Here is a 12,119-nt window from a genome sequence, read left to right on the forward strand (position 1 = left end):
AATCCCACCAAACCGCCTAGCATTCAACATGACTCGTTGATCACCACGCGTGATTCCACGCCGATCCGAAGTCCACCACTCCACGGGGCACTACCCTTTCCAGTTCGATGCGCCCACTGTGAACCGTCAGCGAGATTGGCGAATTGTCATCTACGGTGCCCTGATTTTCATCAGATTGGCGGGCCGTGACAAGTGCGTTGCTCCCGAGGCCTGGCGTTGCGCATGAGGCTCGTGTGGCCTGGCGGCCCGCATGTCCTTCAGGTTCCGAGACCCGTGCGGGACGTCGCGTAGGAAGGGTCGGCCTCCCCGTAAACACTTGCCCCCTTCCGCCTCTCTTCACTTACGTCACTGTGACGAAACAGTTTGAGGACCCCCGGTTCGACTACGAACGCAACGCGCGAACCACCTGTCTCACTATGAGCCTTGGCGCTCCTGCGTCCATACCCTTCCTCATGGCGCCCGACATGCCCGCCGCAGCCGCAGCACCGACGTCTTTGTCATGCCGGGCGCGCCACACCTTCGATCGTGCCATCTTAAAGGCGTCCCGTGCGGGTCCGGCTTGCTTCGGCTTCGCAAACGCCATCCAATTGAAGACAAGCTCAACGACAACCGGTTGAACATACTTCGCGAATCCAGCGAGACCGGCGAATGCGGCTGTCAAGGGACATGTAGAACTGCCCACTGGTGGCCATCAAGACTGCCCGTAGGCGGTCACGTGGGGGTGCCCGGTGGCGGCCATGAAAGTGCCCACGAGACCACCACCGGGTTCGAGTTGGGGTTAGGTCAGGGCGGTGACTCCTTTCCCGGTGAGGGCTTGGGCCAGGCGCACGGAGTCGCCGCTGGTTTGGCAGAGGTGTGCGTGGTGCAGCAACCGGTCCACGGTGGCGGTGGCCAGCGTTTTGGGCATCAGCTCGTCGAATCCTGACGGGTGCAGGTTGGAGGACACGGCGACGGATTTGCGTTCGTAGGCGGCTTCCACGACGCGGTAGAGCCCTTCGGCGGCATCGGTACCCACCGGCAGCAGGCCCACGTCGTCGATGACGATCAGTTCGGCGCGCACGATTTTGGCGATCGCTTTGCCGAGGGTGTCATCGGCCCGGTGGGCACGCACGAGGGTGCCGAGTTGTTCGAGACTGAACCAGGCCACCGGCATACCCGCTTCGATCACTTTCTGCCCGAGGGCTTCAAGGAAGAATGTTTTACCGGTCCCGGCGGGCCCACACACCACGAGGTTCTCCCGCCGACCGACCCATTCGAGAGTTTGCAGGGCGTGTTGGGTGGGGATCGGGATAGAGGAGGCGGTCTCGTCCCACACGTCGAAGGTTTTGCCGGTCGGGAAGCTCGCCGCTTTGCGTCTGGAGGCGAGCATGGAGCGGGCGCGGCCGGCGGCCTCTTCGTCGAGGAGTGCTTTGAGGACGTCGGCGGGGTCCCAGCGTTGGGCGCGTGCGGTCGCCAGCACCTCGGCGGCGATGGCGCGGGCATGGGGCAGGCGGAGTTGTTTCATCAACGCTTCCACCTCGGCGGGCAACGATGCCAGTGTCGTGGTCATCGACCATCCTCCTCGGTGACGTCATCACTGTTGTCGATCATGGTGGTGCCCAGCATGTTCCATCCTTTGGTGCCTTGTGCCAGTGAGGTGGTTTCCGAGGCGTGCGCGCGGGTCAGGTCGAGGCCTTTGCTGGCCAGTACCGAGTCGAGGTCACCGGTGGCGAAGCGGCCATGCACCGCGGCATGCCCGAGTGCCCAGTCCACATCGGTGTGGCCGTGCAGGGCCGCCAACTCGACGGCGTGGGCCATTTTCTGAAACATGCGTTCGGTCCCGACGGCAGCGGCTTCTTTCAACCACAACCCCGCACCCTCACCGATCGCCAGGAACGACCGCTCGGCATCGGTGCGGGCCCGAATCCGGTAGTCGCCCGGCATTTTCGGGTGATACCCGGGGAAATGGGCGTCATCGACGGCCGGGATACCCCGAGTGGTTCGGGCATGGCGGGCCACCTCGCTCGGCCCACCCGCATCCAGGGCGCACACGATGACCTCATCGCTGCCGGAATGGTGCCGCACCCACACCGACTGACCCAATAGCGTTGCCGGAACCGAGTATTGACAGTGGTCGAAGGTGATCATCGGGGTGTTGTCGGGAACCCGGCGGGTCACTCCCAACCCCGTCGTGTGTGGCATGTCGGGGATCGGATGCAACCGCTGTCGTTCCTCGGCGAGCATCTCCACCGGACGCCGCCCGGTTGCCCGGTGCTCCCGATCATTGATCTGGGCCATGAACTGCTCACACGCCGCCTGCACCTGGGTGAACGACTCGTAGGCGTCGAGCAGGTTGGTGTCGGTCGGCACGATATCGGCTTTGGCCAGCTTCACCGCGTTTTCCACCCCGCCCTTGGTGGCGGGGTCGGCGGGCTCGCAGGTGAGCACGCTGACGCCGTAGAAGCGGCCGAAGCTGACCGCATCACGGTTGCGGACCGGAACCCCGGCGACATGCCCGGTGGTGACGGTTTTCTCGTTGTCGGTCAACACATACGTCGGGGCGCCACCGAGAATCCGGAACACCCGGTCCAGGCCGGCGAACACGCTCGGCGCGGTCCGATCACGCAACGGGATCACCACCCGATACCGGCACCACGCCAGCCACGCCACCAACAACACGACCTTGCGGCCATCAACGAGTGGGCCGTCACCGAAGTCGTACTGCAACCACAGCCCGGGTTCGGTGATCCACGGCCGGTGGACTCGTGTGTTCCCCAGTCGCCATTGACGGCGCTCAGGAAAATTCCCCAGTGATGCTCATCTAAATTCCCCACCCTGATCCGTCCCGGGGTTTCCGGAGGGCTCCTCTCAAGGGAGGATGAAACCTATGGCAGCAGGATCGAAGCGGTACTCGGCTGAGTTAAAGCGAGACGCCGTGGACATGGTGGCCCAGTTGGTGGCGCAAGGGTCGGCGGAGTGGCCGGCGATGCGCAAGACCGCGGATCTGCTGGGGGTGACCTCGGCGGAGACTGTTCGTCAGTGGGTTCGTAAGGCCCCGGCCGCTGATGCTGAGGGCGCGACCGCGAAGGCCGACAACGAGGAGATCCGCAGGCTCAAACAGGAGGTCGCCGAGCTCAAACGGGCCAACGGGATTCTGAAGGCGGCGTCGGCTTTCTTCGCGGCCGAGATCGACCGGCCACACCGGTAATTGTGGACTTCATCCGCACCCATCAGGGACACCGGGTGGGTGCTGCGGATGGTCTTATCTGGGGAGTCGATTCGATGTGCGCCGTGCTGTCTGAGCACGGCTGGCGCATCGCCCCGTCCACATACTACGACCACATCAACCGCGGGCCAAGCGTGCGTATGCGCGCTGACGCGCAGGTCATCGATGCGATCTTCATGCTCCGCAAGAACAAACCCCTGACCCGCGTTCTGGGCTCACGAAAGACGTGGATAATGCTGCGCGGCAACGGATTAGATGTTGCTCGGTGCACGGTTGAGCGGGTCATGCGGGAGATGGGATGGCACGGCGCGATCAAGAAGAAGCGGGTGCGCACGACCATTCCTGACACGGCGGCCAAGCGACCGACGGATCTGGTCGACCGGCAGTTCTATGCCGCGGCACCTAACCGCCTGTGGGTGGCCGATTTCACGTACTGCCGCACCGAATCCGGTTGGGCCTACGCTGCATTCGTGACTGACGTGTTCGCCCGCAAGATCGTCGGTTGGAAGGTGGCTACGGAGATGACGGTGAACTTGGTGACCGATGCGATTAACAATGCGATAGACAGCAGAACGCGTTGCGGGGTAGTCGATTTGAGCAAACTGGTCCATCACAGCGACGCCGGATCGCAGTACACTGCCATCGTGTTCGGGCAACGATTGGCCGAGGACGGGATCGCGGCCTCTATCGGCAGCGTCGGGGACAGTTTCGACAATGCCCTGGCCGAATCGGTGAACTCGGACTACAAGAACGAACTGGTCGACAACCAGCCCCTGTTCCATGGAGCTACCGAGCTGTCCCTGGGCACCGCCGAATGGGTGGCGTTCTACAACAGAGAACGGCCACACAGCTACTGCCACGACCTCACCCCCGACCGGGCAGAGCAACTCCACTACGATCGCATGCGCACCCTCAATCCGGAGGAAGCACTCACAACATGAGCTCTCCGGAAATGCCGGGAGGGATCATCCCGCGTGGCACCGCCAGTTAAGGCGGGCCTCCCGTGACGCTGATGGTCTCTGACCACTCACCAGCACACGGGAGGCCCGCTTTTCATGTTGACACGGGAGGACGATGTGGAAGTACACGCATTGCACAAACGGGGGTGGTCGATCTCGGCGATCGCCCGCCATACCGGACGAGACAGGAAGACGATTCGGGCCTACTTGAAGGGGGATCGTGTTCCGGGACAACGCAAGAAGCCAGAGGTCGATCCGTTCGAGCCATATCTGGCCTATGTGACGGCGCGGTTGATCGAGGATCCACATCTGTGGGCGCGCACGCTATGCGACGAACTCGAGGACCTCGGGTTCGATCAGTCGTATCAGACCTTGACCCGCCAGATCCGCCTGCGCGGACTGCGCCCGAAGTGTCAGGCGTGCGCCCAGGTGACCGAACGGGCGAATGCGGTGATCGAGCATCCGCCGGGTGAGGAAACCCAGTGGGATTGGGTGGAGTTACCCAATGCTCCAGCCGAATGGGGTTGGGGTCCAACAGCATTCCTACTAGTCGGCACCTTATCGCATTCGGGTCGGTGGCGCGGTTATCTGGCTCCGGATATGACCCGCCCGCACGTGATCGCCGGCATCGACCGAATCACCCGAAGACTCGGCGGCGTGACGAAGTCGTGGCGGTTCGACCGGATGGCCACGGTGTGTCACCCGGCCAGCGGCAGGTTGACGACCGAGTTCGCCGGGGTCGCCAAGCATTACGGCGTGTCGGTCGATGTCTGCCCACCCCGACGCGGCAACCGCAAAGGGATCGTGGAGAAGTCCAATCACACTGCCGCGCAACGCTGGTGGCGCACCGTGCCGGACGAGATCACCCCCGAACAGGCCCAAACGAGTTGCGACACGTTCTGCCGCACCCGCTCGGATGTGCGGATGCGCCGCACCAAAGATGGCCGGTCGAACGTGGCCACCGTGGCCAAACGCGAGCCCCTGAGCGCCCCGCCAGCGGCCCCGTACCCGGCCACGGTCACCGAGGTGCGCAAAGTGTCGCGTCAGGCGCTGGTGGCGTGGCGAGGCAACCAGTACTCGGTGCCGCCGGAACTGGCGATGAGCGAGGTCACCGTGGCCGAGCGTCTCGGCGGCGGCTATATCGACATCGCCACGGCCTCGGGCATCGTCATCGCGCGGCATCGCCTCGCCGCACCCGGGACCGGGGCTCAAGTGCGTGATCACGGGCATGTCGTGGCCCTGGACACCCTGGCCCAGGCCAGCGCGTCCTCGAGTCGCCGACCGCATCGCCGCAAGGAACGCATCCCACCCGGCGACACCGCCCGCGAGGCTGCAGATGCGTTGCGCCACAACAGCACTGATTCATCCACGACCGACGCTGCCGCGTCGGTGATCGACATGAGCGTCTACGAACGCGCCGCACAGAACAGGACCCACCTGCCATGACCTCCACCAAGGAAACCGCACCGACTGCTACCGCGGCCGAGTCGAATACTGTTGAGCCACAGTCACAGTCAGCGATCTCGGTGTATCAGCAACTGCGTGGACATCTCGCGGCCCTCAAACTCGAGGCCGCCGCCGAAGCCCTGCCGCAAGTGCTGCAGACCGCTGGTGAGCAGGACTGGTCGATGACCCAGACCCTCGAACACCTGCTGGGTATCGAGGTCGACGCCACCGAAGCCCGCCGACTGGCCGGTCGACTACGGTTCGCGTGCCTGCCCACCCCGGCCACCCTCGAGGGTTTCGACTACGACGCCGCTCCCGGGGTGGACCGGGCGTTGATCCGCGAACTCGGCACCTGCGCCTACCTGGAATCGGCGACCAACGTGTTGCTCGTCGGCCCGCCCGGTACCGGCAAAACGCATCTGGCCGTCGGGTTGGCCCATGCCGCCGTGCACGCCGGATACCGCACCTACGTGACGACCGCCGCCGATCTGGCTGCGCGCTGCCACAAAGCGGCGATCGAGGGACGCTGGGCCACTTGCATGCGGTTCTTCGCCGGACCAACTCTTCTCGTGATTGATGAGCTGGGGTATCTTCCGTTGCCGGCCGAGGCCGCGTCAGCATTGTTTCAAGTTGTGGCACAACGATATTTGAAAACCAGTGTCGTGATCACCACCAACCGCTCGGTGGCCGAATGGGGCGAAGTCCTCGGCGACACCACCGTCGCCGCCGCCATGCTCGACCGGCTGCTGCACCGCTCGGTCGTCCTCAAACTCGACGGGGATTCCTACCGACTGCGTGACCACCACGCCCGCACCCAGAACCAGCGGGCAGCTACCGCACCAACCCGGCGGACGCTACAGTAGGAGCCGCCCGCATGGTGGGGAATTTCGGTGAGCACATCTGGGGAGAATTTTCGAGTCCCGTCACCATTGGGTTTTCACTTCCGCGACCGCACGGCGGGTGGTGCGTTGCGCGCCGGTGAAACCCAACGCGACGAGTTTCTCGTGTGCTTTATCGGCGCGGATTTTGCCGCGTGACTCGGTCACCCATCGTTCGATCTGCGGTAGGAAATCGTCGATCAGCCGGGCCCGGCGCACCGCCGGCGCCAACCCCGCAGCCCGATCCTCGACCGCCTTCTTCACCGTGTGATGGGAGCAGCCGCACAACGCGGCCGCCGCCCGATACGACCCCGTCAGGTCGTAGGCATTGAGTATGTCCATGAGTTCTCCGTCAGACTTCAAGAGGGTCTCTCTCGTGAGGTTCCGATACGACTAGGCATCGACATCGAAACCAACGGGAGAGGCCCCCACAGCGCAGACGCGCCGGATCAACAAGAAGACGTGGGCAAAATCGTGGCCACCAACGGGCACCTACCTGACCGCCAGCGGGCAGTCCTTATTGGCCGTCAGCGGGCACTTTCATGGCCGCACACGGGCAGTTTTTCATGGCCGTCGACATGCGGCGGACTGCGCCATTTCGGCTCTGCTGTAAGCGTTTGCAATTTTGGTTGCACCACGAAGAATGTCTTCACCCATCGCATGGAATTCGGATTCCGTATGTGGAACGATCCCTCGCACTGTGGCAATGCACATCGCGAGCCTTGCTACGGTCGTGACGACAGTTTGCGCAGGCTCGTCGCCATTCAGGTCAGCTTTGAGCTGAATAGTAAAATGCCGCTTGATAATTGGAATAAGACAGGCATCCTCAACCCCGGGGTGCTGTCGACGGAGTTCTGCGACCAGATCTTTCGCGGGCGCGAGCTGATTTGCAAAGATTCCTCCGAGCAACTCGCCGACTTGGTCGGCATCCATCGTGGTCGAACCGTTTGGTTGACTCGACGACCTCCCTCCGTTCGGACCCGGGTCCGGAGCGTCAGCGATGACCGAGAGCCGTCAAGGACTTACTGTAGTGATTGCTACGGCAAGAGATGACCTTGTTCACGGTTGTCAGAAGGGCGAATCAATGGCAGACACATCGCGGCGGCGGCGCGCCAACGGGGAGGCGTCGAGGTCCAAGATCCTTGATGCGGCAACCGAAATCGCCAGTGAACGCGGATACGAGGGAACCAGTATCAACTTGGTGAGCAAGCGGTGTGGGTTGCCGGCGAGTTCGATCTACTGGCATTTCGCCGACAAAGACGACCTCATCGCGGCGGTGATCGAGCGAAGCTTCGGTCGATGGCTTTCGGCGTGGAACATGCGCGAGGACGGGACGCCCCGTGACCGAGTCGCCGAGATGGCAATGCAGGTTGCCAAGGCGCTACTCGAGTCACCCGACTTTCTGCGGCTGGGGCTCATGCTCGCGTTGGAACGGAGACCCGTAGAACCACGCGCCCGCGAGATGTACCTCCAGGTACGTGCGCAAGCACAGAACCAACTGCGCGAAGCGGCAATGGACATATCTCCGGATCTCGACGCTGCCGCGCTCGATCAACTCGCCACCTATGCCATGGCAGGTGCCGACGGACTCTTCATCGCCAAGGAGATCGGCGGTGATTCGGTCGATCTGCCCGCCATGTTCGATCTCCATGGCCGCATGGTCATCGATGCCGCGCTCCAACTCGCCGAAGCAACCCGAGACGAGGACTCATGAACTCTCCCCTACCCACCGCCGACCTCGATGTTTGGGCGGACAGGCTACACAACGCGCTGACCGACAGTTCGCCCATTCCTCCGTTGAGCGACAGCATCCCCGACCTCGACGTCGCCGGCGCGTATGCGATCCAACAGCGCAATCTGCATCGCCTGCTCGGCGGAGGTGCGCGGCTGGTCGGCCGCAAGATCGGTCTGACGTCCGCGCCGATGCAGCATTTGCTGGGAGTCGACGAGCCCGACTACGGATTCATTCTCGACACCATGGTGTTTCCCGACGGTGGCTCGATTCGGCTGTCAACGCTGTGCGCGCCGCGGGTTGAGCCGGAGATCGCATTCCGGCTCAACCGACCCCTACAAGGGCCAGGTGTCAGCGTTGCCGATGTCCTCGACGCGACGGATGCGGTGGCCGCTGCCCTGGAGATCGTGGACAGCCGGATTACTGATTGGCGAATCACCCTGTGCGACACCATCGCCGACAACGCGAGCTCCGCCGCAGTTGTCCTCGGCCCCTGGGTGCCGATCAACGACGCACCCGACCTCGACGACATCTCCGCATCTCTACACGTCAACGGCCGGCAGGTCGACAACGGCGTTGCCACCGCGGTCCTCGGGCACCCCGCAGAGGCGGTGGCGTGGTTGGCAAACGCCTTGGCCGCATTCGACACCGGGCTGCAGGCCGGAGAGTTCGTCATGTCCGGATCGATCACCGCGGCCGTGTTCGTCCACGCCGGCGATGCAGCGGCCGCTGACCTGTCCGGCCTGGGCCGCGTCTCCATCGACTTCACCTGAGAGAACCAATGATGACCACAACACAGCGCTATCCCGTTGCCATCATCGGCTCGGGAAACATCGGCACCGATCTGATGATCAAGATTCTCCGCAGCGACGGGCCCCTCGAGGTGGTCGCCATGGTGGGGATCGACCCGAACTCCGACGGTTTGGCGCGTGCCCAGCGTTTCGGGGTCGCCACCACCGCCGAAGGTGTCGACGGGTTGCTCGCCATGGACGAGTTCGCCGATGTCCAAATGGTTTTCGACGCCACCTCCGCCGGTGCGCACCGCGCCAACTGGAGCAAACTCGAGCCCACCAAGGTTCGGGTGCTCGACCTCACGCCGGCGTCAATCGGCCCGTTCTGCGTGCCGGTGGTCAACCTCGATGAACACTTGGATGCGCCGAACCTGAACATGGTGACGTGTGGCGGGCAGGCGACCGTTCCGATCGCTGCCGCCGTCGGCGCAGTCCCCCCCCCGTGTCGTACGCCGAGATCATCTCCTCGATCTCCTCCAGATCAGCGGGCCCGGGAACTCGCGCCAACATCGACGAATTCACCGAGACGACCGCCACCGCGCTGCGCGAGGTCGGGGGCGCGCAACGCGGAAAAGCTGTGATGATTCTCAACCCGGCCGACCCGCCGATCCTCATGCGCGACACCGTGTATTGCCTCGTCGACGGGGACACCGACCATTCGGCGATCGAAGCGTCGATCATCGAGATGGTCGAACGGGTCAATTCTTACGTCCCCGGCTACCGGCTCAAGCAACGCGTGCAATTCGAGACGTTCACCGCCGATACCCCGCTCTACATTCCCGAGACCGGCAAGTTCAGCGGCACACGAGTCACCACGATGCTCGAGGTGACCGGCGCAACACACTACTTGCCCGCGTACGCCGGCAACCTCGACATCATGACCTCGGCCGCCAAAGCCACCGCCGAACGCATAGCCGCTTACGCCACCCAGTCCACCGGAGTCACCTCATGACCGCGATTTACGTCAGCGACGTCACCCTGCGAGACGGCATGCACGCGATCCGACACCAGTACACGACCGAGCAAGTGGTTGCCATCGCGACGGCGCTCGACACCGCCGGTGTCGATTCGATCGAGGTCGCGCACGGCGACGGACTTGCGGGTTCGAGCTGCATCTACGGTTTCGGTGCCCACACCGACCTGGAATGGATCGAAGCCGTCGCCGGGGCGGTCGAACGCGCCGCAGTTGCGACGCTACTGCTACCCGGGATCGGAACCGTAGGCAATCTGAAGGATGCCTACCGCGCGGGCGCACGAACAGTGCGGGTCGCGACACACTGCACCGAAGCAGACATCTCTGCCCAGCACATCGCGGCTGCCCGCGAACTCGGCATGGACACTGTCGGCTTTCTGATGATGAGTCATATGGCCACCCCGCTGGAGCTGGCCCGCCAAGCCGTCCTGATGGAGTCCTACGGCGCCACCTGCGTGTATGTCGTCGATTCCGGAGGTGCGATGACCATGCGTGACATCGCTGAGCGCTGCGACGCTTTGCGTGGAGTTCTGCACGGCGACACCGAGATCGGCATCCACGCGCACCACAATCTCTCACTGGGTGTGGCCAACTCGCTGGTGGCGGTCGAGCATGGCGCCAATCGTGTCGACGCGTCGCTGGCCGGAATGGGCGCCGGTGCAGGCAATGCGCCGCTGGAGGTGTTCGTGGCGGCCGCCACGCGAAGCGGTATCGACCACCGCTGTGATCTCAACGCGCTCGAGGACGCCGCCGACGACCTCGTCCGCCCGTTGCAGGACCGGCCCGTGCGCGTCGATCGCGAAACGCTGACCCTGGGCTATGCCGGCGTGTACTCCAGCTTCCTGCGCCACGCGGAGACCATCGCCGAACGCTACGACATCGATGCCCGCAGCTTGCTGGTGGAAGCCGGTCGCCGGGGGATGGTGGGTGGCCAAGAAGACATGCTCGTCGACATCGCGCTCGACCTGCTCGCCGGCAGTCGAACGCAGGCGTCTGAGGTCGTCGATGCGCGACGGCCAATGTCTGAGCCATCGTCCACCGCCGGTGTCGATCTGCCGTCCGGACGGTGGGGGCACCGTGGAGTGCTCTTCGCGATGTGCCTGGCGCTCATACTTGTCGTGGCCTCGGTGTCAGCGCTCAATCTCGCGCTCCCCGACCTGGCGATCAGTCTCGAGGCGGACAACACGGCCCTGACCTGGATCGCCGACGGGTACACCGTCGCGTTGGCGGCGCTGGTTCTGCCGCTCGGTGCGGTCGGCGACCGTATCGGAAGGCGCACGGTACTCATTGTCGGCGCGGTCGTATTCGCCGCCGCATCTTTGGCGGCCGCATGCGCGGACTCCACGATTTCGCTGATCGCAGCACGGGTGGTGATGGGTGTTGGCGCAGCGATGATCATGCCCGGCACCCTGTCGACGATCACCGCCACCTTCCCGCCCGAACAGCGCAGCAAGGGAGTGGCGATCTGGTCGGGATTCGCCGCAGCAGGAGCGATCATCGGCATGCTCGTCGCCGGAACGCTGCTTGAACGCTGGGGATGGCAATCGATCTTCGTCACGAGCGCCGCCGTCGGCGTGGTGGCCGCAGTCGCCGCCGCAGCCCTGGCGCCGAACACCCGTGATCACGACCCCCACAAGTTCGATGTAATCGGTGCGCTGGCAACATCTATCGCAATCGGCACCCTGGTCTTCGCGATCATCGAAGGCAACGATCGTGGCTGGACGACTCTCCCGGTCCTCATCTGCGCTGGAGTCTGCGTTCTCGGCTTCGTCGTCTACGCGGTCCAAGGGATGCGCACCCACCACCCGCTACTGGACCCGCAGCTGTTCGGGCTCCCCGGCTTCCGAGCGGGCGCCATCGTGGTGCTGACCCAGTTCATGGCCATCTTCGGGTTCTTCTTCGTAGGGTTGCAGTACCTGCAACTCATCCTCGAATACAGCCCACTACTGGCGGCGATCGCATTGATCCCCGTGGCAGCAGTGGTGATGCCCACGGCCACAGTCACTCCGCGCCTGGTGTCGTGGGCGGGTTTGAAATATGGGCTCTTCTGTCATGGATGTGGGTGGGTGTGGGTGTGGTATGGGAGTTCGAGGGTGACCGGTCCGCAGGCGAGCAGGATCATGGCGAGTGCGTTT

8 protein-coding genes and 4 pseudogenes are annotated in these 12,119 nt (G+C 63.9%); 8 read left to right on the plus strand and 4 right to left on the minus strand.

What is annotated here, in order from left to right:
* Positions 1-778: 778 nt before the first annotated feature.
* Both istB (ABZW74_RS22385) and ABZW74_RS22390 read right to left on the minus strand, forming a co-directional pair.
* Entirely contained in the window at positions 779-1,549 is a 771-nt protein-coding gene (gene istB / locus ABZW74_RS22385; protein WP_240860161.1) for an IS21-like element helper ATPase IstB, read from the minus strand.
* Positions 1,546-2,763: pseudogene (locus ABZW74_RS22390) on the minus strand (IS21 family transposase); the annotation flags it as partial. The pseudogene ABZW74_RS22390 and the gene istB (ABZW74_RS22385), both read right to left, overlap by 4 nt.
* Before the next feature lie 103 nt (positions 2,764-2,866).
* Here ABZW74_RS22390 and ABZW74_RS22395 point away from each other — a divergent pair.
* The 3 genes from ABZW74_RS22395 (at position 2,867) to istB (ABZW74_RS22405) (ending at position 6,473) form a co-directional block, all read left to right on the plus strand.
* Positions 2,867-4,146, plus strand: a protein-coding gene (locus ABZW74_RS22395; RefSeq protein ID WP_355279476.1) for an IS3 family transposase whose coding sequence is annotated in 2 segments (ribosomal slippage) — positions 2,867-3,149 and positions 3,149-4,146 — 1,281 coding nt in all. Because the reading frame shifts where the segments join, the coding sequence is not laid out codon by codon here.
* Positions 4,147-4,260: 114 nt separating this feature from the next.
* Complete coding sequence (locus ABZW74_RS22400) at positions 4,261-5,610, plus strand: IS21 family transposase (RefSeq protein WP_240862886.1); 1,350 nt, start codon at positions 4,261-4,263, stop codon at positions 5,608-5,610.
* Positions 5,607-6,473, plus strand: coding sequence for an IS21-like element helper ATPase IstB (istB, locus tag ABZW74_RS22405; protein WP_240862888.1), 867 nt, complete (start codon positions 5,607-5,609; stop codon positions 6,471-6,473). The genes ABZW74_RS22400 and istB (ABZW74_RS22405) overlap by 4 nt, the downstream gene beginning before the upstream one ends.
* A gap of 63 nt (positions 6,474-6,536) precedes the next feature.
* Here the strand turns inward: istB (ABZW74_RS22405) and ABZW74_RS22410 are convergent.
* Both ABZW74_RS22410 and ABZW74_RS22415 read right to left on the minus strand, forming a co-directional pair.
* A pseudogene (locus ABZW74_RS22410) lies at positions 6,537-6,851 on the minus strand (IS21 family transposase); the annotation flags it as partial.
* A 201-nt stretch (positions 6,852-7,052) separates the two neighbouring features.
* Positions 7,053-7,421 carry a hypothetical protein gene (locus ABZW74_RS22415; RefSeq protein WP_355279480.1) on the minus strand — a complete coding sequence of 123 codons (369 nt, stop codon included), beginning with the start codon at positions 7,419-7,421 and terminating at the stop codon, positions 7,053-7,055.
* A gap of 151 nt (positions 7,422-7,572) precedes the next feature.
* Between ABZW74_RS22415 and ABZW74_RS22420 the strand changes: the two genes are divergently transcribed.
* From ABZW74_RS22420 to ABZW74_RS22440, 5 genes and pseudogenes are all read left to right on the plus strand, one after another.
* On the plus strand, positions 7,573-8,202 hold the full coding sequence (locus ABZW74_RS22420; RefSeq protein ID WP_355279483.1) for a helix-turn-helix domain-containing protein: 630 nt from the start codon (positions 7,573-7,575) through the stop codon (positions 8,200-8,202).
* Positions 8,199-8,993: a fumarylacetoacetate hydrolase family protein gene (locus ABZW74_RS22425; protein ID WP_355279485.1), complete on the plus strand. Its 795-nt coding sequence runs from the start codon at positions 8,199-8,201 to the stop codon at positions 8,991-8,993. Before ABZW74_RS22420 ends, ABZW74_RS22425 begins: the two co-directional genes overlap by 4 nt.
* Positions 8,994-9,004: 11 nt before the next feature.
* Positions 9,005-9,963 (plus strand): annotated as a pseudogene (locus ABZW74_RS22430) (acetaldehyde dehydrogenase (acetylating)).
* A pseudogene (dmpG, locus tag ABZW74_RS22435) lies at positions 9,960-10,958 on the plus strand (4-hydroxy-2-oxovalerate aldolase); the annotation flags it as partial. The pseudogenes ABZW74_RS22430 and dmpG, both read left to right, overlap by 4 nt.
* 120 nt (positions 10,959-11,078) lie before the next feature.
* On the plus strand, positions 11,079-12,119 hold a 1,041-nt coding region (locus tag ABZW74_RS22440), incomplete at its 3' end, for an MFS transporter (protein WP_355279487.1).

Origin of the sequence: Gordonia sp. NPDC003585 (genome assembly GCF_040610755.1) — a bacterium.
Classification (GTDB): Bacteria; Actinomycetota; Actinomycetes; order Mycobacteriales; family Mycobacteriaceae; genus Gordonia.

Excerpts from the sequence above, each read along its gene's own strand:
- ABZW74_RS22400 (WP_240862886.1), top strand. The coding sequence starts at position 4,261 with ATGTTGACACGGGAGGACGATGTGGAAGTACACGCATTGCACAAACGG.
- ABZW74_RS22420 (WP_355279483.1), top strand. The coding sequence starts at position 7,573 with ATGGCAGACACATCGCGGCGGCGGCGCGCCAACGGGGAGGCGTCGAGG.
- istB (WP_240860161.1), bottom strand. The coding sequence starts at position 1,549 with ATGACCACGACACTGGCATCGTTGCCCGCCGAGGTGGAAGCGTTGATG.
- ABZW74_RS22425 (WP_355279485.1), top strand. The coding sequence starts at position 8,199 with ATGAACTCTCCCCTACCCACCGCCGACCTCGATGTTTGGGCGGACAGG.
- istB (WP_240862888.1), top strand. The coding sequence starts at position 5,607 with ATGACCTCCACCAAGGAAACCGCACCGACTGCTACCGCGGCCGAGTCG.
- ABZW74_RS22415 (WP_355279480.1), bottom strand. The coding sequence starts at position 7,421 with ATGGATGCCGACCAAGTCGGCGAGTTGCTCGGAGGAATCTTTGCAAAT.